Genomic DNA, 23,246 nt, shown 5'->3' on the forward strand with positions numbered 1-23,246 from the left:
TCTTCCGAGGATCGGTAGCCCGGTTACGTACGGAGGGCGGCACCCCACTCGGGGTGCCGCCCTTCGGCGTGCGTGCGGGTGCGGACGGAGGGCTACGCCAGCGCCGCGCGCAGCCGGCCGCGGGCCCGCTCAAGCCGGCGCGTCGCCGTGGCCGCGTCCACGTCCGCCAGGAGCATCAGGATCGCCGTCTTCACCTCGCCGCCGGCGGCGGTGAGGGCCGCCTCGACGGCGTCGTCGCCCGCGTCCGTGGCCAGCGCCACGATCCGGCGGGAGCGGGCGCGCAGCTTCTCGTTGGAGGCCTGGACGTCGACCATGAGATTTCCGTACGTCTTGCCCAGCCGGATCATCGTGATCGTCGAGATCATGTTGAGGACGAGCTTCTGGGCGGTGCCCGACTTCAGCCGGGTCGAGCCGGTCAGCAGCTCCGGGCCCACCACCACCTCGATGCCGTGCTCGGCGGCGGCGGCGAGCGGCGAGCCGGTGTTGCAGGCCAGGCCGATCGTCAACGCCCCGCGCGCACGGGCGTGTTCCACGGCGCCCACCGCGTACGGGGTGCGGCCGGAGGCGGAGATGCCGACGACGGTGTCGAGCGCGGTCAGCCCGAGCCCGTCCAGAGCGGCGGCCGCCAGCTCCTTGGAGTCCTCGGCGTCCTCGACGGAGGTGGCGATGGCCGTCGGGCCGCCCGCGATCAGCCCGACGACCTGGGCGGGGTCGGTGTTGAAGGTCGGCGGGCACTCGCTGGCGTCCAGGATGCCGAGCCGCCCGGCGGTGCCCGCGCCCGCGTACACCAGCCGCCCGCCCCGGCCCATCCGCTCGGCGGTGGCGTCGATGGCGGCGGCGATCCGCGGCAGCTGCGCGGCGACGGCGGCCGGGACGGTGGCGTCCTCGCCGTTCATGATCCGGGCGATCTCGGCGGTCGGCAGCCGGTCGATGTCGGCGAGCTCGGGCCGGAACGCCTCGGTGGTCAGTGCGGCCAGCTGGGCGCGGAGTTCCCCGTACGTGGAAGTCATGGCAGCGCTGCTCTTTCCGTACGTGTGCGAGGGCACCCGGGGTCAGCGGGTGCGCGGGCTGTGGCGGTGGGCGAGTGCCTCGTAGGAGGCGGCGAGCGCGGGGGCGGCCGTCTCGTACGTGCGCTGGGCCACCCCGATGAACAGGCAGTCCACGACGAGGAGTTGGCTGGTCCGGGACGACATCGCGGCCGGGCGCAGCTCGCTCTCGCGGGCCGTCGAGGTGGTCAGTATGTGGTCGGCGTACTGGGAGACGGGGCCGTCGGGGCGGCCGGTGACGGCGATGGTGGTGGCGCCCCGGTCGAAGGCGACGCGCAGCGGCTCGATGACGTCGCCGGTCGCGCCGGAGTGGGTGATGGCGACGGCGGCGTCCCCCGACCGCAGCTGCACGGCGTTGGTGACGGCGAGGTGCGGGTCGGTGTGGGCGTGCGCGATCAGGCCGATCCTGAGCAGCTTCTGGGCGAGGTCCTGGCCGACGAGCGAGGAGGCGCCGACGCCGTAGACGTCGATGCGGCGGGCCTGGGCGAGGGCGGCGACGGCGGCGCCGAGCTGGACGGTGTCGAGGGCCGCGGCGGTGTCGGCCAGCGTCTGCTGCTCGTCGTAGGCGAGCTTGGCGACGACATCGGCGATCGGGTCGTCCACGGCGATGTCGGCGGTGACGGCCGGGGCGCGTCCCGACTGCTGCTGGGCGGCGAGCCCGGCGAGCGCGAGGCGCAGGTCGCGGTAGCCGGGGTAGCCGAGAAGGCGGGCGGTGCGGACCACGGTGGCCTCGCTGGTGCCGGTGAGCTCGGCGAGGCCGGTGACGGTGAGTGCGGCGCAGCCGGCCGGGTCCCCGGCGACGGCCTCGGCGACGCGCTGCATCGAGCGGGTCATGGAGGGTGCCAGCGTGCGCACCTTGGCCGCGAGGGCGGCGGGGGCGGGGGGAGCCGTGTCGCCGGTGAAAATTCCCTTCACGTCATGGGTCACCCCTGAAAGATATTTTCGCAGCTGGGACCGGGTCAACCCCTTGGCCCCGGACGGGGGCGAGTGACGGATGGGGTGACAATGGCTGCATGGACGACGTCGACCCCCTGGAGCAGTCCCTGCACGCCGCACGCGCCCTGGTGCTGGCGGATCTGGCCGCGCGCGACGTGGCCCAGGCCGATGTGGTCTCGCTGGTCGAGGACGCGGTGACGCATCGCCGCTGGTGGGTGGAGCAGTGGCCGGACGGCGTGGAGTACGTCGCCGGTCTGGTCGCGCAGGACGTACAGGACGCGCTCCTGGAGAAGTACGGCCGCTGGCCCATCTGCCCGGTCTGCGACGCGGGGGACCCGCACGCGCTGGACGTGGAGCCCGAGCTCGGCCCCGATCCGCACTGGGTGTGCGGCAAGGCGGGCGTGACGGTGGCCCCGGTCGGCGGCCTGGACGCGGGCCCGCTCGCATGACGGTCTACATAGACCCGCCGACCTGGCCGGGCCACGGCCGTCTGTGGTCGCACCTGGTGAGCGACGTCTCGTACGAGGAGCTGCACGTCTTCGCGGCCGCCATCGGCTGCCCGCCGCGGGCGTTCGAGCGCGACCACTACGACGTGCCCGAGGCGCGGTACGCGGACGCGGTGCGGGCCGGGGCGGTGGAGATCGGCTCCAAGGAACTGGTGCGGCGCCTCACGGGCGCGGGGCTGCGACGGCCGAAGGGGCGGCCGGCGTAGCCCTCCGGTCAGTGCGGTGACGACTCAGCCGGTGAGCAGCTCCAGTTCCGTCGTCAGGTTCTCGCGGGCGCGGGCCTCCCACTCCTTGCCGCCGTACGGGGTGCGGAACAGCCTGGGCAGGGCGAGGAGCTGGCGCAGGACCTGGGCGCGGCCGGTGCGGAAGGCCTCGTCGGGGACGAAGGCGTACTCCTCGCGGACGGCGGCGGCGTACGCGGCGTACGCCTCCGGGTCCCCGGCCAGCACCGCCAGGTCCGCGTCGCACAGGACCTCGCCGTTGGTGTCCCCCTCGTGGGGGTCGTGGGTGACGGTGAGGCGTACGAGCCGGGCGACCTCGGCCGTCGCCTCCTGGCTCAACCCGGCCTCGGGGAGCGCGCGTTCGGCCTGCGCCGCGCTGCGCTCCTCGTTCTCGGAGCGGTCCGGGCGGTAGACGGCGTCGTGGAACCAGGCGGCGAGGCGTACGAGTTCGGGGGCGTCGGCGTGGTCGGCGAGGGTGTCGATGTGCCGCAGCACGGCGGTGAGGTGGCGGGTGGTGTGGTACTTGCGGTGCGGCTCGCCCCACTGTGCGAGCAGCCGCTCGGCGTAGGGGCCGGCACCCCCGCCCAGAAGGACCGCTTCCTGCCCCCCGTCGCCCGGGGCGAGGCCATCTGGTGCCAGGGCTACAGCGAACCCGGCGCCGGCTCCGACCTCGCGGCCGTCCGCACCGCCGCCACCCGCGACCCCGGCGATCCCACCGGCGCGTACCGCGTCACCGGACAGAAGATCTGGACCTCGCACGCCCACGAGGCCGACTGGTGCTTCGTGCTCGCCCGTACCGAACCCGGCTCGCACCGCCACCACGGCCTCTCCCTTCTCCTCGTCCCCATGGACCAGGCGGACGGCAGCGTCGAGGTGCGGCCGATCCGGCAGCTCACCGGGACCAGCGAGTTCAACGAGGTCTTCTTCGACGGCGCCCGCGCCCACCCCGACCACCTCGTCGGCGGCGAGGGCAACGGCTGGCGCGTCGCCATGGACCTGCTCGCCGCCGAGCGCGGCGTCTCCACGCTCGCCCAACAGATCGGTTTCGAGAGGGAGTTGGAGGAGGTCGTGCGGCTGGCGGGGGACGCGGACCCGCTCCTCCGCGAGCGGCTCATCCGTCAGTGGGCCGAGCTGCGCACCATGCGCTGGAACGCGCTGCGCACCCTCGGCGGCTCCGACCCCGCCGCCCCCAGCGTCGCCAAACTCCTCTGGGGCGGCTGGCACCAGCGCCTCGGCGAGCTCGCCATGGCCGTACGGGGCGCGTCCGGCGCGGTCGGCCCGGACGACTGGAGCGAGGAGAAGCCGTACCGGCTCGACGCGTTCCAGCGCCTGTTCCTCTTCTCCCGCGCCGACACCGTCTACGGCGGCTCGGACGAGATCCAGCGCACCATCATCGCCGAGCGCGTGCTCGGCCTGCCTAGGGAGGCCCGGGGCCAGTGAGAGGTGTCCTGTTCGACGGTACGCACGCACAGGTGGTCGACGACCTGGAGATACGCGACCCGGGGCCCGGCGAGGTCCGGGTCGCGATCGCCGCCGCCGGGCTCTGCCACTCCGATCTCTCCGTCATCGACGGGACGATCCCCTTCCCCGTACCCGTGGTGCTCGGCCACGAGGGCGCGGGCGTCGTCGAGGCCGTCGGGACGGGGGTCACCCATGTCGCCCCCGGCGACCATGTGGCGCTCTCCACCCTCGCCAACTGCGGGGCGTGCGCCGACTGCGACCGGGGGCGCCCCACCATGTGCCGCAAGGCGATCGGACGGCCGGGCCGGCCGTTCTCGCGCGGCGGCGTGCCCGTCCACCAGTTCGCCGCCAACTCCGCCTTCGCCGAACGCACGGTGGTCAAGGCCGTCCAGGCGGTGCGGATCCCGTCCGACCTCCCGCTCGCCTCCGCCGCCCTCATCGGCTGCGCGGTCCTGACCGGTGTCGGTGCCGTACTGAACCGGGCCCGCGTCGACCGGGGCGACACCGTCGTCGTCATCGGCACCGGCGGCATCGGCCTCAATGTGCTGCAAGGGGCCCGGATCGCGGGTGCCCGGACGATCGTCGCCGTCGACAGCAACCCGGCGAAGGAGGCCGCCGCCCGGCAGTTCGGCGCCACCCACTTCCTGACGTCGGCGGACGGCGTACGGGAGGTCCTGGCGACCGGCGCCGACCACGTCTTCGAGTGCGTCGGCCACGTCGGGCTCGTCCGGCAGGCCGTCGACCTGCTCGACCGGCACGGCCAGGCGATCCTGCTCGGGATGCCCGCGCCCACGGCGGAGGCGACGTTCGCGCCCGCCGCGATGTTCCTGGACAAGTCCATCCTGGGGTGCCGCTACGGGAGTTCACGGCCCCAGCACGACATCCCGCGCTACGCCGGGCTGTACCGCACCGGCGCCCTGCTCCTCGACGAGCTGGTGACGGAGACGTACCCGGTCGAGGACTTCGCCAAGGCGGTGGAGGACGCGCGGCAGGGGAGGGTGGCACGCGGGGTGCTGACGTTCTGAGCGGTGGCCGGTGGCCGGTGGTCGACGGTGATCCTCGACGAGCTGGTGACGGAGACGTACCCGGTCGAGGACTTCGCCAAGGCGGTGGAGGACGCGCGGCAGGGGAGGGTGGCACGCGGGGTGCTGACGTTCTGAGCGGTGGCCGGTGGCCGGTGGTCGACGGTGATCGGTGGTCGACGGTGATCGGTGGTTGACGGTGATCGGGGTGCCGCGGGAGCCGGTCCCCGACCGGGGTGCGGGCTCAGCCGCCGACGCGGTGGCCTCCGGCCGCGCGGAAGGTGCGCCGGTAGACGGTCGGCGGGACCCCGAGCGCGGCCTGCAGGTGCTGGCGCAGCGAGGTACCCGTACCGAATCCGGCGGCGCGGGCGATCTGGTCCACGGACAGGTCGCTCGACTCCAGCAGGTGCCGGGCCCGCTCGACGCGCTGCTGGGTGAGCCACTGCCCGGGGCTCATCCCGGTCTCCTCGCGGAACCGGCGCGTGAACGTCCGTACGGACATGGCTTCCTGCTCCGCCATGTCCCGCAGCTGGATCGGCTCGTCGAGGCGGCCGAGGGCCCAGGCGCGGGCGCCGGTGGTGGTCGCCACCTGGGGCTGCGGCAGGGGCCGTTCGATGTACTGGGCCTGCCCGCCCTCCCGGTGTGGCGGTACGACCGTCCGCCGGGCCACGTCGTTGGCGACCGCGGCCCCGTGGTCGCGCCGCACCAGGTGCAGACAGAGGTCGATCCCGGCGGCGACCCCGGCCGAGGTCAGTACGTCCCCGTCGTCGACGAACAGTACGTCCGGGTCGACGGCGACGGCCGGGAAGAGCCGCTGGAAGTGCTCGGCGTGCCACCAGTGGGTGGTGGCGGGGCGCCCGTCGAGGTACCCGGCGGCGGCCAGCACATAGCTGCCGGTGCAGATGGAGACCATGCGCGTACCGGGCCGTACGTACGCGAGGGCCCGGGCGAGCTCGTCCGTGAGCACCCCCTCCTCGTACACCGGCCCCAGCTCGTGCGAGGCGGGCACGACCACGGTGTCCGCGAGGGCCAGCGCCTCGGGCCCGTGCTCCACGAGCACGGCGAAGTCGGCGTCGGTCTGCACGGGTCCGGGCGCCCGGACCGAGCAGGTGGTGACGGAGTACAGCGCCTCCCGCCCCTCACCCGCGCTCCGGGCCCGCCCGAAGATCCGCTGCGGAATACCGAGCTCGAAGGGGAGCAGGCCGTCGAGCGCCAGCACGACGATGCGGTGGAGTGGGGCCGGGGGCGGGGTCATGCGGCCGAGTGTACGTGGCCTGATCCCTGCGGGCCATGCCCATCAGGCCACCGCAGACGCCGCCGGCTACTCCCTCTCCTCCTGCTCCTCCTCCTGCTCCTCCTGCCGGGCCGCCGCGTCGAGGACCTCGTCGACGGTGACGCCGATGATCCGGTCCCGGTCGGCGGGCGCGAGCGACGGCGGCAGCGCGTCGCCCCGGACGAGCCGGTCCTCCACATGCCGCACGGCCACCTCGCGCCGGGGCGCCCCCGCCCTGGTCCTCAGGTCGTTGTAGACGGTCCAGGCCAGCGTGGCGACGCTCACGACGAGCGTGGCGAGGGAGTCGAGGTCGGCGTACTGCCCGGGCCGCGCGACGGCACCGCGCGCGTACAGCGCGGCCTCCACCTCGTCGGGGAGCCCGGGGTGGAGGCGGTCGGCGAGGCGCCGGGCGGCGGCTCGGGCGCCGAGTTCGACGGGGGTGGAAGTGGTGGGGTCGGCCATGTGCGGATGCCCTCCTGGGGTCAGTCGGTGCCGGTGCCGGTGTCGGTGCCGGGTTCGGGTGTGAGGACGTACTGGCGTACAGCTGTGGGGAGGGGGTTGCCGGTGACGGAGTGCCAGGTCTGTTCGAGGGCGGCGATGCCGAGGGACTGGGTCAGCAGCCGCAGGTTCCCCGGGCTGTCCCCGGTCTCGGGGTGCGGGATCTCCTCGAACTGCGACACACATCTGACGGCCCATGCCAGGGCCTTGTCCGGCCGGTTCTGCTCCGTGGCGAGCGAGCAGAGCTCCGCGCACGTGAATGCGGTGCCCGCCCGGTCCTCGAGCTCCTCCCTGATGGCGAGGGCCTTGCCGTACCACTCCTCGGCCTCGGTCAGCCGTCCGAGTTCCTGGGCGACCATCCCCAGTCCGTGGTAGCTGTTGGCCATGCCGACCCGGAAGCCGAGGACCTCCTTGATGGCGAGGGACTTGTGGTACCACTCCTCGGCCTCGGCCAGCTGGCCCTTCATGTGATGGACTGCGCCGAGCTGCTGATACCCGGCGGCGGTGCCCGTACGGTCGCCGAGGTCCTCCTTGATGGCGAGGGCCTTGTGGTACCACTCCTCAGCCTCGGTGAGCCGGCCTTGCAGTTGGCTGAGGGCACCGAGCTGGTGGTAACCGCTCGCCATCCCTCCCCGGTCGCCCAGCTCCTTCTCGATGGCGAGGGACTTGTGGTACCACTCCTCGGCTTCGGTGAGCCGGCCCTGCAGTTGGCGGGCGATGCCGAGTTCGTGGTACACGCTTGCCATCCCGGGTCGGTTGCCGAGCTCCTCCCTGATGGCGAGAGACTTGCGGTACAGCGCTACGGCCTCCTCGTGGCGCCCGCGGTACTGGGCGACCATGCCCAGTCCGTGGTATCCGATGGCCATCCCCGACCGTTCGCCGAGTTCTTCCTTGATGGTGAGGGACTTGCGGTACCACTCCTCAGCCTCTCCCAGCCGTCCGCGTTGCTGAGCGAGCATGCCGAGCTGGTGGTATCCGATGGCGATGCGCTTGCTCTGCGTGGGGCTTTCGGGACTGGCCAACATGGCCTGGATATGGGAGTGGTAGGTGCTTTCGGCCTGGTCGAGCTGTCCCGCCGCCAATTCCCGGTTGGCCTGTTCCCAGGTGGCGTACGCCCAGAGGACGCCTGCCGGAGTGTCCAGGCCGGGTGGGACGCCGTCCGGACCCTCCGTGGCCAGCTGCATGCGCAGGGCCCAACTTCCGGCCTCTTCTTCCAGGCCGCGCAAGTGCCAGTATTCGTCCAGTGGTTGGGCGACGGTCTGGGCGTGGGTCCACATGCGCTGGTCCAGGGCGAAGCCGAGCATGCTCCCCAGCATCCTCCGGTGGACGGAGATCAGCGCCACGGCGAACTGTGCCTGTTTCCCGGTCAGTTGCTCGCTGAGCCAGGAGCTGAAGACGGCGTGGGTCTCCAGCAGCGCGTGGATGGAGGCTGTGCGCTGATCGTCGTACGCGTCGCCCGCCTGTGACTTCCAGCGGTCGGCCAGATAGGACGGCAGCGCCGGATGGATCCGGTACGTCCCCGCTTCACCCGGCGACAGGAGACCCAGGGCCGAGGCCCGTTCCAGCAGCTCGGCCCAGACCTGACCGGGGCGGTCCCGGAACTGCTCGGGCACCTCCGGCACGGCCGAGAAAGCCCCCAGCACGTCAGCGTCCGCCACCCCGTGCAACAGGCTCAGCACGATCATCGCCCGCTGATCCTCCCCCGACAGATGATCGAACGAGTACGCGATGCTCGCCGCCAGCGACGTCGTGCGGCCCCCGTCGTCGCCCCCGGGCAGCCCTCTGACCCCCCGCAGCCCGTCGAGCAGATCGTCCGCGCTCGTCGTGTCCAGATGCGGCAGTACGAGCCGCATGCTCAGCGGATGGCCGTCCAGCCATCGCATCACCTCCCCGAACGCGCGCGTCTCGCGGCTCCTGCGGGTGTGCGGGTAGGGGGCGAGCAGTTGCTCCGCGTACTGGGTGGCCTCCTCGGTGTCCAGGCCGTCGACCCGGATGCGGCGGACGCCCTCGCCCAGCCAGGACTCGTCGGAGCGGCTGGTGATGACGACCGCGCTGCGGCTGTCGCGGGCCAGGCGGGACAGGAACGCGCGCATCTCGCCCTGCTCCCGCTCCGGCAGCGGCGGCGTCGCCTGCCCGGGGTCCGGCATGGCGCGTACGGACTCGAAGTTGTCCCACAGCAGCAGCACGCGCCGGGTCCGCAGCGCCCGCTCCACCGCCTCCTGGCGCTGCGCCGCGTCCAGCAGGACGAACCGCGTGTCGAACTTCTCGCCGAAGACGCGGCGCCCGATCGCGTTGACGACGCCGTCGAGCCCGAAGGAGGCGACCCCGGGCTCGAAGGAGTGCCAGATCACCCACTCCGGCCGGTCGACCGCGCCGGTGTCGCGGCACCAGCGGCCGAAGGCCTTGGCCAGCTCCGTCTTGCCGGTTCCGCCGGGCCCGTGCAGGACCACCACACGCTGGAGCCGGGCGGCGACGTCCAGCCGGTAGAACAGCGCGTCGCGGCCGATGAACTCGCCCTCGGCGGCCAGCTCCTGGTCCGGCCGCGACTCCTGGCCGCCCTCGGGTCGGCGCCGGATCGCGTCGAGGATGCCGTCGAGGGACTCCGACGACTCCCGCTCGGTGCGCAGCCCGGGGAAGCGCACCTCGCTGCGGGTGTAGAAGACCGGCACCATCCAGTCGGCCAGCGGCAACATGCCTTTCAGCGAAGGGCGTTCGTTGTTCAGGGCCAGTCGTCGGCGCCCCGCCGCGACCGCCTCGGCCATCCGGTCCCCGGCGAACAGCCGCTCGTAGAAGGCGGCCATGAACTCGGACGCGGCCACCGCGTACACGCTGTAGGCCATCGCCACCACCGAGGCGACGCCCTCCTGCATCAGCCGGGTCGCCACCGCCGCCTCGACCTGGGAGCCGACGACGGCCGACTGGCAGGCGTTGAGGACCACCACCGGCACCTGCGCCCCGGCGAGCACCTGCGCCACCCGGCCCGCGGGCACCAGATCGCTGCCGCCGCCGGTCTTCTCGAACGCCAGCATCCCCTGGGGGCCCGACTGCTGGAACATCATCGGGCCCCAGCCGCCGGAGGCCGGCAGCCGGCCGAAGACGCCGTGGCCGTCGAAGTGCACCACCTGGAACGGCTCGCCGTCCTCGCGGGCCCGTGTCAGCACCTCCTCCAGCCGCTCCAGGGTCGGCGGTCGCAGCACCACCAGCTCCACGCTTCCGCGTACCGCCTCAAGGCGGCGCAGCAGCGGCCGGGCGATCATCTGGTAGCCGACGTCGGCCTCGCCGTCCGGGCGCGAGATCACCATCAGCACCCGCAGCCGCGAGCCCGGGACGGTGAACACCTGCCGGGTGTCGCCGGTCTGGAGGCTGCGCGAGACGGCCACCTGGTCGAGCGCGATCGGGACCGTGCGCGCCGGGTCGGCCATCAGCTCCCACGGCAGGCCCAGCAGTTCGGCGGAGCACGACCGCAGCACGATCTCCAGCTGTCCGCCCCGCGTCCGCGCCTCGGTGTACGCCTTGCGCGCCTCGGCCGTGGCGAACAGCGCCGAGAAGATCCGGGCGCCCCACTCGGGCAGCCGCTCCGCCACCCGCGGCCCCCGCTGCTCGTACACGCCGAACGGCATCCGCAGATACTGCTCCAGATACCAGCGCAGGTCCGCCATCTCCTGCTCGTCCAGCGGCCACACCAGCTCGGCCGGGTCCCCGGCCGGTCTGGGGGAGTGCTCGGCGGCGGGCCAGGACGACACCCGCACCCGGCCGTCGTCCAGCAGGTCCACCAGCAGGCGTTCGCTGAGCGGCTCGGTCATGGCCCCACCCCCATGATCACCACGAGTGGTTCCCCAGCCACTCAATGTGAGTGCGAGGATAGACAATCCGGCCTCGGTGTGTGACCCGAACCCGATGGCCGGATCCTCGCTGTTATCCGGCGTGATCCCCGTCAGGTCGCGTGGCCCGATCCCTGCGAACCATGGCTATCCAGCCACTCGTACGGACGGTACCGCCCCGCCAAGCTGTGGGCATGTCCCAGACAACCGATGCCGTCGCCCCGGACGGACACCAGGCCGCCCCCTCGCCCGGGGCACACCCGGCCGCCCGCCTCGGGCGTTCCGTATACAGGCATCGGAATTAGTAATCGAATTCCCGCTGATTGGTGGCCGAAATGACTCCTGGGTGCTGCGCTCCAGGTGTTAGCGCCCTTTTAATGGTTACGTAACGAGTGCTCGACTACGATGTTTATCGGCAATCGCGTTCAGCTTGGGCGCGAGTGCCTGGGGTGAACGGGGAGATCCGAACTAGTTGAATGCCTGGCATGCATTCAAGGGGGTTGCGTCACGTGTCCCTGTCCTATGCACGACCGAGTCATCCGCTGCGCTACGAGGTACTGGGGCGGCTCCGGGTGACCTGCGGTGACGTCGATCTGACGCCGGCGCCACCGAAGATCGCCAAGCTGCTGGCTCTGCTGACGATCCGGGCAGGGGAGACGGTACCGGGCGACAAACTCATGGCGGAGCTCTGGGAACAGCATCCGCCGCGGTGTGCGGCGGCGAGCCTGCGGGTCTATGTGTCACAGCTGCGCAAGCTGCTCGGCACACCCGGCCGGGCCTCGCCGATCGTCACCGTTTCCCCGGGTTACATTCTCGACGTCAGCCAGAACCAACTCGATGTACGGACCTTCGAGAGGTTGTATGAAAGTGGCCGGGCCCGTTACCTGGCGGCCGACTACGCGGCTGCTTCCGAGTGTCTGAGAAATGCCCTCGCCATGTGGCGGGGGCCGGTTCTGGACGGCATGTCGGGGTCTTCGGAGATCGGCTCCTTCGCCGCCGTGGAGGAGGAAAAAAGGCTGAATTGCATCGAGCTGAACATTGAATCGGCCCTGGCGCTCGGCCGCCATCACGCCGTGATAGAGGAGCTCAAGGGACTCGTCGTCCAGCACCCGCTGCGCGAGCCCTTCTACCGGCAGTTGATGGCCGCCCTCTACCGGGTGGGCCGCCAGGGCGACGCCTTGGGCGTCTACCGCAGCGCGCGCCAGGTCATCCGCGAGGAGCTGGGCGTGGAGCCGGGCCCGCCGCTGCGGCTGACCCAGGAAGCCATCCTGCGGGCCGACCCGGCGAGGCTGGAAGCCGTCGGTGTGACGGCGTCGGCCGTACGAGGGCCGGAGCGCGAAGGTCAGAGAACGCGCTGGAGGGACTGCGGTGTGAGGTCCGCCAGCGTGGGATAACCGTCCACCGCCATCAGCAGATCGGCCTCGGCGAGCAGCGAGCGCAGCACGTGGACGACGCCGTCCGTACCGCCCACGGCCAGCCCGTACGCATAGGGGCGCCCGACGCCGACGGCCGTGGCGCCGAGGGCTATGGCCTTCACCGCGTCCGCCCCGGTGCGTATACCCGAGTCGAACAGGACGGGCAGACCGTCGGCCGCCTCGACCACACCGGGCAGCGCGTCGAGGGCGGGCAGCCCGCCGTTGGCCTGGCGGCCGCCGTGGTTGGAGCAGTAGACGCCGTCCACGCCGCCGTCCTTGGCGCGCCGGACGTCCTCGGGGTGGCAGATGCCCTTCACGATCAGCGGCAACTGGGTGAGCGACCGCAGCCAGGGGAGATCGTCCCAGGTGAGCGGGTTGGCGAAGATCTGCGCCCAGCGCCCGGCGGCCGCCCGCGGATCCTCTTCGGGAGTGCGTTCCAGAGTGGCCCGGAAGATCGGGTCGGAGGTGTAGTTGGCCAGGCAGTGGCCGCGCAGCTGGGGGAAGTTGGCGGTGCTCAGATCGCGCGGGCGCCACCCCGTGACCCAGGTGTCCAGGGTGACGACGACGGCCTTGAAGCCCGCCTTCTCGGCGCGCCGCACCAGGCTCTCGGCCAGCTCGCGGTCGGAGGGCGTGTACAGCTGGAAGAAGCCCGGAGTCGAGCCGAACTCGGCGGCCACCTCTTCCATGGGGTCGGCGGTCAGCGTCGAGGCGACCATCGGGACGCCGGTGCGCGCGGCCGCCCGGGCCGTCGCCAGATCGCCGTGCCCGTCCTGGGCGCACAGCCCGAGGACCCCGATCGGCGCCATGAACAGCGGCGACGGCAGGGTCACCCCGAACAGCTCGACGGACAGGTCGCGCCGCGCGGCCCCGACGAACATCCTCGGGTACAGCCCCCAGCGCTCGAAGGCCGACGCGTTGGCCCGCTGGGTGCGCTCGTCGCCCGCGCCGCCCGCCACGTACGACCACAGGGACGGCCCGAGCGCGGCCTCGGCCCGGGACGCCAACTCCTCGTACGTGAACGGGAACCGCGGCACGACGCCGCCGAGCCCCTCGAAGTAGATCTCGTTCTGGTAGAAACCGAATGGCTGGTTCATCAAGCGGCCCTCTCCCTCGATCCCCGACCCCACGGGCCCGTCGCCCGGGCGCGACCCCACAGTGCCCTACCCCTCGTCTTCTCGCCGCAGCGCCCCTTGCGGCCCGGCTCAGACGGGCGGGTAGGCGCGGTCGCGTACGACCTGTCGGGTGAGGCGGGTGAAGGCGCGGGCGGCGGCGCTCTCGTACGCGCTCTCGCGCCGCAGAAGGGTCACCGTGCGGGCGGGCAGCGGCGGTTCGAGCGGGACCGGACGCAGATACGGGTGGTCGTGGGTGACCGCGTCGGGCAGCACGGTGGCCAGCGGGGTGCGCCGCACGATCTCCGTGAGGGCCTGGACGGAGTTGGCCTCCACCGCGATGCGCGGGCGCACCCGGTGGGCGGCGAGGTAGGCGTCGATATGGCCGCGGGTGGCGAAGTCGCCGCTCAGCAGGGCGAGTCGGAGGTGTGCCAGGTCGCCGGCGGGAAGCGGTCCGGTGCCCGGGCCGGGGCTCGCGGCGGCCACCACGAGGGTCAGGGTCTCGGTGAACAGGGGCGTCGCGGTGATGCCGGGCAGATGGGGCCGGTGGAAGGCGATACCGAGATCGAGCTCGTCGGCCAGCAGCCCGGCCTCGATCCGGTCCTGCGCCAGCTCCTTGACGTCCAGGGTGATTCCGGGGTGCCGGGCGTGGAGCTCCGCGATCAGCGGGCCGGTGAGATACGCGGTGAACGTCGGCGTCACGGCCAGCCGCAGACCGCCGCGCGAGAGGTCGGCGACATCGAGGACGGCACGCTCGGCCGCGGCCAGTTCCCGTAGCGCGCGGCGGGCGTAGTGGACATACGTCCCGCCCGCGTCGGTGAGCCGTACGGTCCGGCCGGTGCGGTCGAGGAGTTGCGCCCCCACCGTGCGTTCCAGCTGCTTGACCTGCTGGGAGAGCGTGGGCTGCGAGATGCGCAGCTCCTCGGCGGCACGGGTGAAGTTGCCGTGCTCGGCGACGGCGAGCAGATAGCGCAGATGACGCAGTTCCGGAGCCATGCCCTCAACTATAGATGAGACCAATAGCAGACATGGATAATACGTCTTGGACGCTATAGGGGCAGGTCATGCATGGTGGATCTCGTCAGCCTCTCGGGGCCGACAGTCATCGAAGGGAGTGACATGCAAGACCTCACCGAGGGTGTCGCGCGGTTCCGCCAGGACGTCTTCCCGGCCAAGGCGGAGCTCTTCGCCGCTCTGGCCGGCACCCATCGGCCCGGCACGCTGTTCATCAGCTGCTCCGACGCCCGGGTGGTGCCCGAGCTGATCACCCAGAGCGAGCCGGGCGATCTGTTCGTGATCCGCACCGCGGGCAACCTCGTCCCCGCGTACGGCCCCGCCCCCGACGGTGTGGCGGCGAGCGTGGAGTACGCGGTCGCCGTCCTCGGCGTCACCGACGTCGTGGTGTGCGGACACTCCGCCTGCGGGGCGATGACCGCGCTAGCCGAGGGCCACGACCTGGAGTCGCTGGCGGCCGTCGCCGACTGGCTGCGGCACGCCGACGCATCCCGGGCGCGCACCACCGCCACCGGCGCGGAGCGGGTGACGGCCCTGGTGCGCGAGAACGTCCGCGCCCAGCTCGCCAACCTCGCGACCCACCCCTCGGTGGCCCGCGCCCTCGCCCGGCACACGCTCACCCTGCACGGCTGGGTCTACGACATCCCGTGCGGCACCGTCGAGGAGCTCGGCACCGTCGGCCGCGCGGCCTGCGCCGCCTGATCCATCCCACCGTCCCACTTCGGAAGGAACCGATTTCCCATGCTGCACGCCCAGTTCGACCCCGCTGCCCGTCAGGCCGTCGCCGTCGCCGCCGTGGAGGCGAAGACACGCAAGGACCTCTCGTGGCAGGGGATAGCCGACGTCACCGGTCTGTCCGTCGCCTTCGTCACCGCCGCCGTGCTCGGCCAGCACGCCCTCCCGGCCGATGCCGCGAAGGCGGTCACCGCGCTCCTGGAACTGGACGACGACGCCGCGACGCTGCTCGCGACCGTCCCGACGCGCGGCTCCATCCCCGGCGGCATCCCGACCGACCCGACGATCTACCGCTTCCACGAGATGCTCCAGGTGTACGGCACCACGCTCAAGGCGCTGGTCCACGAGCAGTTCGGGGACGGCATCATCAGCGCGATCAACTTCAAGCTGGACGTGAAGAAGGTCGCCGACCCCGAGGGCGGCGAGCGCGCGGTGATCACGCTGGACGGCAAGTACCTGCCGACCAAGCCGTTCTGACCCGGTTCTGAGCGGATACGGAGGTGGGCGGCAGACCGTCCCCCACGACGGCCCGCCGCCCACCCGCCATCTCCCTCACTACGCCGCGTGCAGCGCCAGCGTGGGGGAGAGCCGTGCCGCCCGTACCGCCGGATACAGGCCCGCGATCGTGCCGATCACCAGGGTCGCGCCGAAGCCGCCGCCGACCGCCCACAGCGGGACCACCCACGGCAGCCCGCCGGACGAGGCGTACACGCCGGTCGCCGCCGCGCCGAGACCGACGCCCGCGAGCCCGCCCAGACCCGAGAGCATCAGCGACTCCGCGACGAACTGCACCCGGATCTGGCCCCGGGTGGCGCCCAGTGAGCGGCGCAGACCGATCTCGTGGCGGCGCTCCAGAACCGAGATGATCATGGTGTTGGCGACCCCGACCCCACCGACGAGCAGGGCGATCCCGCCCAGGCCGAGCAGCAGCGTGGACAGCGCGCCCTCGGTCGCCGCCTTCGCCTGGAGCGCGGCGGACGGGTCGCTGACGGCGACGTTCTGCGGGTTGCGCGGGTCGACGGTGGGAGCGAGCAGCTTCTGCACCTGCCGTACGGAGGCGTCCGTGGACCGCTCGTAGACCGCCGTGGGGTGGCCGTCGAAGCCGAGCAGCCGCTGTGCCGCCGACCAGCCGACCAGCGCCGAGCGTTCGATCTCGGGTGCCAGCGGCATCGGGCCGAGGACGCCGACGGCCGTGAAGTACCGGTCGCCGATCCACACCTGCTGCCCCGGCCCGGTCACCCCGAGCCGTTCGGCGGCGACGTGGCCGAGCACCACGGACGGGTAGCGGCCGTTGGCGGCGTTCAGCCAGGTCCCGGAGGCGACCTTGCCGCGCAGGACCTGAAGGAGCCGTTCGCCGGCCGCCTTGACCGCGATCCCGCCGGTCTCGGCCTTGGGGATCTTCTCGGTGCGCCGCACCGACTGCTTGAGGTCGCCGGTGGCGCCGACCTCCTGGACGCCGTTGATACGGCCCACCATGCCCGGCGCGTCCTTGGGCAGCTTCACCTCCTGCCCGCTGAACATGCTCTCGCCCGGCTTCGCCACCAGCATGTTGGTGCCGAGCGCGTCGAGTTGCCGCATCAACTGCGCCTGGCTGGAGGCCGAGATACCGACCACGGCGATCATCGTCGCGATGCCGATGGCGATCCCGAGAGCGGAGAGCACCACCCGCACCGGACGGCTGCGCAGCCCGGCCGAACCGACGTGCAGGACGTCCCGGGGGCCGAGCCGGGCGGCCTTGAGCCGTGAAGTGCCGCCGGGGCGGCGGGAGGTGCCCGTGTCCGCGAGACCGTTGGACGTCACCGAGCTGGAATCCGTCACGCCGCGACCTTTCCCCGTGCCGTGTCCGCGACGACGCGCCCGTCGCGGATGCGCACCTGGCGGGGGAGCCCCGCCGCTATCTCGGTGTCATGGGTGATGACGGCGATGGTCGCCCCCTCCCGGTTCAGATCGTGCAGCAGCTCCATCACGGCCTCTCCGGACGCCGAGTCCAGCGCCCCGGTCGGCTCGTCCGCGAGCAGCAGATCGGGTTCGCCGACGACGGCCCTGGCGATGGCGACGCGCTGCTTCTGGCCGCCGGACAGCTCGTGCGGGCGGTGCTTCATCCGGTCCGCCAGGCCCACGCGGGCGAGCGCGTCGGCGGCCAGGGAGCGGCGCCGGGCGCGCGAGAGCCCGGAGTAGAGCAGCCCCTCGGCCACGTTGTCCCGGGCGCTGACGCCCGGCACCAGATGGAACGCCTGGAAGACGAAGCCGATGTGCTGCGAGCGCAGCGCCGAGAGCCGCCGGTCGCTCAGCGAGGCGACGTCGTGGCCCGCGATCTCCACCGTCCCGGCGGAGGGCCGGTCCAGGGTGCCGACGATGTGCAGCAGGGTGGACTTGCCGGAGCCGGACGGACCGGCGATCGCCAGCAACTCGCCCTGCCCGATGATGAGATCGACCCCGTCGAGGGCCCGGACGCCGCCCGCGTACTCCTTGGTGACGCCCGTCAGCCGGACGACCGTGCTCATACGGACGGCACCCCGACCTTCGTTCCCTCGCGCAGCCCACTGCCGCTGATCTCCACGCGCCCCTGCCCGAACATGCCGAGCCCGACCTCGACCTCCCGGGCGGTGCCGTTCTCCACCACCTGGACCCCGAAGCCCCCGCCGGGCAGCGCGAGCAGCGCGTTGACCGGGACGGACAGGACGTCCTTCTTCGTCTCGCCGGTCAGCTCGACGGTGACGGGCGCCTGGTCGAAGCCGTCGACCTTCTTCGGGTCGTCGAAGGAGACCGTGATCTCGATCTTCGGCGTCTTGTCCTGGGCGTCGTCGCCCGGCTTCGCGGTCCTGCCGACCCCGCTCACCCGGCCCGGCGCCCTGCCGCCGTCCGGCAGCTGTACGGAGACCTTCGTCCCGGTCTTCGCCCGCTCGGCGTCCGCCACCGCCACCTTGAACCGTACGACCCGCTCCGAGCCGGTCACGGTGAGGACCGGTTTGCCGGGGCTCACCGGGTCGCCGGCCGCCGCGCCCGCCTCCTTGATCCGCAGGGCGCTGCCCGCGAAGGCGATCTGGTCGGGCCCGATCTGCCCGCTCTGCTTGAGGTCGTGGGACTTCTGCCAGCGCTTCACCGCGGCGGCGGTGGCCGAGGTGTACTCGTCGTCGACGGTGAAGCCGGTGTAGCCGAGCGCCGCCAGGTTCTCCTCGATCCGGCGCACGTCCTTGCCCTTGTCGCCGCTCTTCAGCGTCCGGTACATCGGCTCCGAGCCGTACATCAGCCGCACCGGCCTGCCGTCCACCTCGTAGAGGCGCCCGTCGCGCCGCACGGTCGAGCCCGTACCCGCGATCCAGTTGAGGGTGCCGGTGGCGCCCGCGTTGATCCGGCGCTCGCCGAGGAAACCGAGCGTGCCGTCCTGCTGCGAGCTGTCGCTGAGGTCGCCGCGGGTGACGGGGGCGGTGGCGGGCGGCAGACCGGAGCGGTCCTCGGACTTCTTGTGCTCGGGGGTGCCGAGCGCGGTGACGGCGACGCCGCCCCCGGCGACCAGGACGATCGTGGTGAGCGCGACGGCCAGTCGGCGGCGGCTCATCGGTTGACGCTCTCGCACGCCTTGTTCGCCTTGTCGAACTTCTCCTTCTCGGCGCCCTCGGGTATGCGCTGCGCCGACATCATCCCGCCGTCGAACTTCGGGTCGGGCATGGCGAAGCCGTTCTTGCGCATGCACTGGGCGTACTTGAGCATCTTGTCCTTGTCGGCCTGGGTCGGGCCCTGGCCGCCGCCGCCCGAGCCCCCCTTGCCCGCGCACGCCTTCAGCGCCTTCTCCATCTTCTCCTTGGTCATGCCGTCGCCGGAGATGCTCAGGGCGCGGTCGTCCTGGCCGGGCTTGGGCTCGGGCACGTTCAGCCCCTGCTCGCGCAGGCACTTGCGGTGCGCCAGAGCCTGGTCCGCCTTCTTGCCCGCGTCGCTCGCGCCGTCGTTCCCGCCGTCCGAGCCCTTGTCGCCCGAACAGCCGGTGGCGACGAGTGCCAGAGCGGAGAGGGCCGTGGCCGCCATGATCCTGCCGAGGTGTCGCTGCGAAGTCGTCATGGCCGGGAGCCTGCCGCGAGGGGGTGTTTCGTTTCTCTCAGCGGAAGCGTTAACAACGGCGAAAGGCCGCCTTCGTATACACAGGGGGCATGCGCGTACTGGTGGTGGAGGACGAGGAATTCCTGGCGGAGATGATCGCCGAGGGGCTGCGCCGCGACGCGCTCGCCGTGGATGTGGCCACGGACGGCACCGAGGCGCTGCGCAAGCTGGCCTTCGGCACGTACGACGTGATGGTCCTCGACCGCGATCTGCCGGGCCTGCACGGCGACGACGTGTGCCGCCACGTGGTCGAGGAGCGGCTGCTCACCCGGGTGCTGATGCTGACGGCCGCCGGGACCGTACGCGACCGGGTCGAGGGACTCGGCCTGGGCGCCGACGACTACCTCGCCAAGCCGTTCGCGTACGACGAGCTCCTCGCCCGTGTCCTCGCGCTCGGCCGCCGCGCCCGGCCCGCGCTGCCGCCCGTCCTGGAGCGCGCGGGGATCGTCCTGGACACCGCCCGCCGCCAGGCCGACCGGGACGGACGCCATCTGCATCTGTCGCGCAAGGAGTTCGCGGTCCTGGAGGCGCTGCTGCGGGCGGAGGGCGCGGTGGTCAGCGGCGAGGACCTCATCGAGCAGGTGTGGGAGGAGCACACCAGCTACCGCACCAACGCCGTACGCGTCACCCTCAGCAAGCTCCGCGCCAAACTGGGCGAGCCGCCCGTGGTGGAGACGGTGCCGGGCGCGGGCTACCGGATCGGCGCATGAGGTCCGAACGCGCCCGGCTGACCGCGCTGTACGGAGGGCTCCTCGTCCTGGCGGGCGCCCTGCTCACCGGGGTGGTGTACCTGCTGGTCCAGCAGGGCCTCTACACGTCGATCAGCACGGCCGTGACGACCGCCGTGCCCGCCAAGGAGCTGAGGGACCTCCCCACCCCCACTCCCGCTCCCTGGCAGAGCGCCGTGCCCGCGAGCCCGTCCCCGCTGCCGCCGGGCGTCGTACGGGGCCTCGCGGTGACCCGGACGCTCAGCGACGCGGCCGAGGACGCCGCGCTCAACCGGCTGCTGGTGGTCTCGGTGATCGTGCTCTGCGCCTACGCGGTGCTCTCCATCGCCCTGGCCTGGTGGATGGCGGGCCGGGTGCTGCGCCCGGTCGCCGTGATCACCGAGACCGCACGGCGGCTGTCCGGCGAGAACCTGCACGAGCGGATCGCCCTGGAGGCCCCGCCGGGGGAGCTCAAGGAACTCGCGGACACCTTCGACGGGATGCTGGGGCGAATGGAGCAGCTCGTCTCGGCGCAGCAGCGGTTCGCCGCGAACGCCGCCCACGAGCTGCGGACCCCGGTGGCCGTGCAGCGGGCGGCGGCCGAGATCGGGCTCGCGGGGGAGCCGGACGCGCCGAAGGTGGCGCGGATCCGCGCCAGGCTCATCGCGGTCGCCGACGACAGCGAGCGGATCATCGAGGGGCTGCTGCTGCTCGCGGCCTCCGAGCAGGGCCTGGAGCGCCGGGAGCCGGTGGCGGTGCACGAGGTCGCCCGCGAGGCGGTGGACGCGCTCGCGCGGGAGGCCCGGGAGCGGGGCGTCACGGTCACGCTCCGGGCCGGACCCCTGACCGTGCCCGGTGACGCGGTGCTGCTCGACCGGCTGCTGCACAACCTGGTCGCCAACGGCATCCGCCACAACGTGCCGCAGGGCCGGGTCGAGGTCCGCACCGGCCCCGACGGCATCACGGTGTCCAACACCGGCCCCGAGATCCCGCCGGACACGGTCCACCTGCTCTTCGAGCCGTTCCGCCGTCTCACCCAACGCCACCGCCATGCCCCGGGCGAGGGCGCCGGCCTGGGCATGTCGATCGTCGCGGCGATCGCCCGGGCACACGGGGGGACGACGGCGGCGTACGCGAACGGGGAGGGGGGTGGGTTGACGGTACAGGTGGGCTTCTCCCGTACCCCCTAGGGGCTACGGGTGGGCTGGTCCCGTACCCCCCCAGGGGCGCGGGGAACTGCGCGACCACCCCTGGACGGCCCGCAGTCGAGGAACAACAGGCGGGAGCGGTCAGTCGCCGGAGATCAGCCGCTGCAAGCCTGGCGCATACAAATCGGCAAGCCGCTCGGGCGAGGCGAGATTGCCCGCACCAGGGCGATGCAGGCTCAGCGTGGCCCCCAGCCCCAGCAACTGCCCGGCGATCAACTCGGCCCGCAACTCCCCGTCGGGCCCGGGCAGCAGTCCGGACAGCCGCGCGGTCACTTGCTCCCGGAACCGGTCCCGCAGCAGCGTCCGCTCGTCGTCCCGCCCGAGCGAGAAGACGACCCGCAGCAGCGGGTCGCCCCGGAACTCGTCACGCAGCCGCAGCATGGTGAGGACCAGATGGCGCCCCAGCGAGGCCGGCGGCGCCGCGAACAGCTCGTCGGCCACGGGCTGGAAGTCGGCGACCGTGTGGAACAGCTGCTCCTTGCTGCCGAACCGCTTCACGATGAGGGACGGGCTGACCCCCGCGTCGGCCGCGATGCCCCGCAGGGTCACCTCGGCGTAGGCGCGCAGGGCGAAGGCGCGGCGCGCGGCCCGCAGGATGGCGTCCCGCCCCGTGCCCTGCTCGGGGGTGGCGGTGTGCTCGGCGGTGGTCATCTGCCCTCCTGGGCCGCGGGCACCGATGTCGACGCTCCGACCGTACCGGGCGCGGACGGCTCGGCGCGCCCGGGCCGCCGCGAGGGCAGGAACGCCGTCGCCACCAGGGCCGCGAGCGCGGCGCCCGCCGCGATGAGGAAGATCAGCAGATACGCGTGGAGGGTGGGCGCGGTACGGCCCGCCGCCTCGAACGTCACGTTGGCCAGGACCGCGGTGACCACCGCGCTGCAGCACGCCTGGCCCACCGAGCGCATCAGGGTGTTGAGGCCGTTGGCGGCGCCGGTCTCGCCCACCGGAACGCCCTGCATGACGAGGGCCGGGAGCGCCGAGTACGCGATGGCGGTGCCGGCGGAGACCACGGTGGCGCCGGCCACGATCAGCCAGAGGCTGTGGCTGGTGAAGAACCGGACGACGTACCCGACCGCCATGACGGAGGCGGCCAGGGCGAGGGCCGTCCTGGGGCCGTACTTGGCGGATATCTTGGCCGACACCGGTGACAGCGCGACCATCGAGAGGCCGCCGGGCAGCATGCACAGACCGCTGACCACGAGGGAGGCGCCGAGCCCGTATCCGGTCGCCTTGGGCTCCTGCACCATCTGCGCGGTCACCAACGAGTTGGCGTAGAAGGCGAACCCGATGAAGAGCGCGGCGATGTTGGTGAGCAGGACCGTGGGCCGGGCCGAGACCCGCAGGTCGACCATCGGGGATGCGGTGCGCAGCTCGTAGGCGCCCCAGACGAGGGCCACCAGCAGCGAACCGGCGAGCAGGCCGAGGGTGGGCGCCGAGGTCCAGCCCCAGTCGGCGCCCTGGGTGATCGCGAGCAGCAGGCCGACCAGGGCGGCGGTGAGGCCGAGGGTGCCGAGCACGTCGAAGCGGCCGGGGGTGCGCACCGGGGACTCCGGCACGATCCAGAGCACCAGGAGCAGATCGAGCAGGCCGAGGGCGGCCGACGCCCAGAACATGGTGTGCCAGTCGAAGTTCTCCACGACCAGGGCGGCCACCGGGAGCCCCACGGCGGCGCCGATGCCGAGGGTGGAGCTCATCAGGGCGATGGACGGCAGCACCCGGGCCGGCGGCAGTTCGTCGCGGATGATGCTGATGCCGAGCGGGATGACGGCCAGGGCGGCGCCCTGGAGTGCCCGGCCCGCGATGAGCACGCCGATGTCGGAGGTGGCGGCGCACAGCACGGACCCGGCGGTCAGCACACCGAGCGAGGCGAGCAGGACGCGCCGCTTGCCGTACATGTCGCCGACCCGGCCGAGGACCGGGGTGAAGACCGCGCCGGTGAGCAGGGTGATGGTGACGAGCCAGCCCGCGGCGGCCGGTGTGCTTCCGGTGAGGGCCGGGATGTGCGGCAGCAGCGGCACGACCAGCGTCTGCATCACGGCGACGACCACACCGCAGAAGGCGAGCACGGGCACGACGAAACGGCTGCGGGGGTCGTGGGCGGGGGTGGCTGACGCCGCGGTCATGCTGCTCCAGAGGCTGGTCGAGAAGGGGGTGCACAAGCGTTCACCCCTCTCAGGGT

24 protein-coding genes are annotated in these 23,246 nt (G+C 72.5%); 10 read left to right on the forward strand and 14 right to left on the reverse strand.

Going from position 1 to position 23,246, the window contains the following annotated elements; genetic code table 11:
- Positions 1-92: 92 nt before the first annotated feature.
- Both murQ and A8W25_RS18385 read right to left on the reverse strand, forming a co-directional pair.
- Positions 93-1,010 (reverse strand): N-acetylmuramic acid 6-phosphate etherase, encoded by a 918-nt coding sequence (murQ, locus tag A8W25_RS18380; protein WP_067162847.1) that lies wholly within the window; start codon positions 1,008-1,010, stop codon positions 93-95.
- Positions 1,011-1,052: 42 nt separating this feature from the next.
- Positions 1,053-1,973, reverse strand: coding sequence for a MurR/RpiR family transcriptional regulator (locus tag A8W25_RS18385; protein WP_067162848.1), 921 nt, complete (start codon positions 1,971-1,973; stop codon positions 1,053-1,055).
- An 86-nt stretch (positions 1,974-2,059) separates the two neighbouring features.
- On the opposite strand from A8W25_RS18385, the gene A8W25_RS18390 reads away from it, so the two are divergent.
- Positions 2,060-2,431 (forward strand): hypothetical protein, encoded by a 372-nt coding sequence (locus tag A8W25_RS18390; protein WP_067162850.1) that lies wholly within the window; start codon positions 2,060-2,062, stop codon positions 2,429-2,431.
- On the forward strand, positions 2,428-2,694 hold the full coding sequence (locus tag A8W25_RS18395; protein WP_067162852.1) for a DUF4031 domain-containing protein: 267 nt from the start codon (positions 2,428-2,430) through the stop codon (positions 2,692-2,694). Before A8W25_RS18390 ends, A8W25_RS18395 begins: the two co-directional genes overlap by 4 nt.
- Positions 2,695-2,718: 24 nt before the next feature.
- On the opposite strand, the gene A8W25_RS18400 is transcribed toward A8W25_RS18395, so the two are convergent.
- Complete coding sequence (locus A8W25_RS18400; protein ID WP_420708503.1) at positions 2,719-3,297, reverse strand: hypothetical protein; 579 nt, start codon at positions 3,295-3,297, stop codon at positions 2,719-2,721.
- Here A8W25_RS18400 and A8W25_RS18405 point away from each other — a divergent pair.
- Genes A8W25_RS18405 through A8W25_RS33505 form a run of 3 tightly spaced genes read left to right on the forward strand, consistent with a single transcriptional unit; the run spans position 3,226 to position 5,330 of the window.
- Positions 3,226-4,149, forward strand: coding sequence for an acyl-CoA dehydrogenase family protein (locus tag A8W25_RS18405; protein ID WP_420708478.1), 924 nt, complete (start codon positions 3,226-3,228; stop codon positions 4,147-4,149). The two genes, A8W25_RS18400 and A8W25_RS18405, sit on opposite strands and share 72 nt — an antisense overlap.
- Positions 4,146-5,195, forward strand: a complete 1,050-nt coding sequence (locus A8W25_RS18410) for a Zn-dependent alcohol dehydrogenase (RefSeq protein ID WP_067162854.1) — start codon at positions 4,146-4,148, stop codon at positions 5,193-5,195. The genes A8W25_RS18405 and A8W25_RS18410 overlap by 4 nt, the downstream gene beginning before the upstream one ends.
- A gap of 3 nt (positions 5,196-5,198) precedes the next feature.
- On the forward strand, positions 5,199-5,330 hold the full coding sequence (locus tag A8W25_RS33505; protein ID WP_420708479.1) for a hypothetical protein: 132 nt from the start codon (positions 5,199-5,201) through the stop codon (positions 5,328-5,330).
- A 106-nt stretch (positions 5,331-5,436) separates the two neighbouring features.
- Here the strand turns inward: A8W25_RS33505 and A8W25_RS18415 are convergent, their stop codons facing one another.
- From A8W25_RS18415 to A8W25_RS18425, 3 genes are all read right to left on the reverse strand, one after another.
- On the reverse strand, positions 5,437-6,447 hold the full coding sequence (locus tag A8W25_RS18415; protein ID WP_067162856.1) for a GlxA family transcriptional regulator: 1,011 nt from the start codon (positions 6,445-6,447) through the stop codon (positions 5,437-5,439).
- Between the two features lie 66 nt (positions 6,448-6,513).
- Positions 6,514-6,927 carry a hypothetical protein gene (locus tag A8W25_RS18420; RefSeq protein ID WP_067162858.1) on the reverse strand — a complete coding sequence of 138 codons (414 nt, stop codon included), beginning with the start codon at positions 6,925-6,927 and terminating at the stop codon, positions 6,514-6,516.
- Positions 6,928-6,947: 20 nt separating this feature from the next.
- A complete protein-coding gene (locus A8W25_RS18425) occupies positions 6,948-10,766 on the reverse strand; it encodes a CHAT domain-containing tetratricopeptide repeat protein (protein ID WP_067162860.1) in 3,819 nt (1,272 codons plus the stop codon).
- Between the two features lie 527 nt (positions 10,767-11,293).
- Between A8W25_RS18425 and A8W25_RS18430 the strand changes: the two genes are divergently transcribed.
- Positions 11,294-12,178, forward strand: a complete 885-nt coding sequence (locus A8W25_RS18430) for an AfsR/SARP family transcriptional regulator (protein WP_158942609.1) — start codon at positions 11,294-11,296, stop codon at positions 12,176-12,178.
- Here A8W25_RS18430 and A8W25_RS18435 read toward each other — a convergent pair.
- Both A8W25_RS18435 and cynR read right to left on the reverse strand, forming a co-directional pair.
- On the reverse strand, positions 12,127-13,293 hold the full coding sequence (locus tag A8W25_RS18435) for an alpha-hydroxy-acid oxidizing protein (RefSeq protein WP_067162863.1): 1,167 nt from the start codon (positions 13,291-13,293) through the stop codon (positions 12,127-12,129). The two genes, A8W25_RS18430 and A8W25_RS18435, sit on opposite strands and share 52 nt — an antisense overlap.
- Before the next feature lie 108 nt (positions 13,294-13,401).
- Positions 13,402-14,304, reverse strand: coding sequence for a transcriptional regulator CynR (gene cynR, locus A8W25_RS18440; RefSeq protein ID WP_199831775.1), 903 nt, complete (start codon positions 14,302-14,304; stop codon positions 13,402-13,404).
- Positions 14,305-14,427: 123 nt separating this feature from the next.
- Here cynR and A8W25_RS18445 point away from each other — a divergent pair, with 123 nt between their 5' ends.
- Together A8W25_RS18445 and cynS are read left to right on the forward strand one after the other, a co-directional pair.
- Positions 14,428-15,024: a carbonic anhydrase gene (locus tag A8W25_RS18445; RefSeq protein WP_067162865.1), complete on the forward strand. Its 597-nt coding sequence runs from the start codon at positions 14,428-14,430 to the stop codon at positions 15,022-15,024.
- 39 nt (positions 15,025-15,063) lie between these two features.
- Complete coding sequence (gene cynS, locus A8W25_RS18450) at positions 15,064-15,534, forward strand: cyanase (protein ID WP_067162867.1); 471 nt, start codon at positions 15,064-15,066, stop codon at positions 15,532-15,534.
- Positions 15,535-15,612: 78 nt separating this feature from the next.
- On the opposite strand, the gene A8W25_RS18455 is transcribed toward cynS, so the two are convergent.
- From A8W25_RS18455 to A8W25_RS18470, 4 genes are read right to left on the reverse strand one after another with little or no spacing between them, the layout of a single operon-like run.
- Positions 15,613-16,857, reverse strand: a complete 1,245-nt coding sequence (locus tag A8W25_RS18455; RefSeq protein ID WP_067162873.1) for an ABC transporter permease — start codon at positions 16,855-16,857, stop codon at positions 15,613-15,615.
- A 14-nt stretch (positions 16,858-16,871) separates the two neighbouring features.
- The gene (locus A8W25_RS18460) at positions 16,872-17,561 is read right to left on the reverse strand and encodes an ABC transporter ATP-binding protein (RefSeq protein ID WP_067162875.1); all 690 of its coding nucleotides are present in this window, start codon (positions 17,559-17,561) and stop codon (positions 16,872-16,874) included.
- The gene (locus A8W25_RS18465; protein ID WP_199831776.1) at positions 17,558-18,616 is read right to left on the reverse strand and encodes an efflux RND transporter periplasmic adaptor subunit; all 1,059 of its coding nucleotides are present in this window, start codon (positions 18,614-18,616) and stop codon (positions 17,558-17,560) included. Before A8W25_RS18465 ends, A8W25_RS18460 begins: the two co-directional genes overlap by 4 nt.
- The gene (locus A8W25_RS18470; protein ID WP_067162878.1) at positions 18,613-19,113 is read right to left on the reverse strand and encodes a hypothetical protein; all 501 of its coding nucleotides are present in this window, start codon (positions 19,111-19,113) and stop codon (positions 18,613-18,615) included. The genes A8W25_RS18465 and A8W25_RS18470 overlap by 4 nt, the downstream gene beginning before the upstream one ends.
- An 89-nt stretch (positions 19,114-19,202) precedes the next feature.
- Here A8W25_RS18470 and A8W25_RS18475 point away from each other — a divergent pair, with 89 nt between their 5' ends.
- Together A8W25_RS18475 and A8W25_RS18480 are read left to right on the forward strand one after the other, a co-directional pair.
- Complete coding sequence (locus A8W25_RS18475) at positions 19,203-19,862, forward strand: response regulator transcription factor (protein ID WP_067162880.1); 660 nt, start codon at positions 19,203-19,205, stop codon at positions 19,860-19,862.
- On the forward strand, positions 19,859-21,049 hold the full coding sequence (locus A8W25_RS18480) for a sensor histidine kinase (RefSeq protein WP_067162882.1): 1,191 nt from the start codon (positions 19,859-19,861) through the stop codon (positions 21,047-21,049). Before A8W25_RS18475 ends, A8W25_RS18480 begins: the two co-directional genes overlap by 4 nt.
- A 99-nt stretch (positions 21,050-21,148) precedes the next feature.
- Here A8W25_RS18480 and A8W25_RS18485 read toward each other — a convergent pair whose 3' ends face one another.
- Together A8W25_RS18485 and A8W25_RS18490 are read right to left on the reverse strand one after the other, a co-directional pair.
- Positions 21,149-21,718, reverse strand: coding sequence for a TetR family transcriptional regulator (locus A8W25_RS18485; RefSeq protein ID WP_067162884.1), 570 nt, complete (start codon positions 21,716-21,718; stop codon positions 21,149-21,151).
- Positions 21,715-23,190 (reverse strand): MFS transporter, encoded by a 1,476-nt coding sequence (locus A8W25_RS18490; RefSeq protein WP_067162886.1) that lies wholly within the window; start codon positions 23,188-23,190, stop codon positions 21,715-21,717. The genes A8W25_RS18485 and A8W25_RS18490 overlap by 4 nt, the downstream gene beginning before the upstream one ends.
- Positions 23,191-23,246 lie beyond the last annotated feature (56 nt).

Origin of the sequence: Streptomyces sp. ERV7, assembly GCF_001653515.1 — a bacterium.
Lineage (GTDB): Bacteria > Actinomycetota > Actinomycetes > Streptomycetales > Streptomycetaceae > Streptomyces.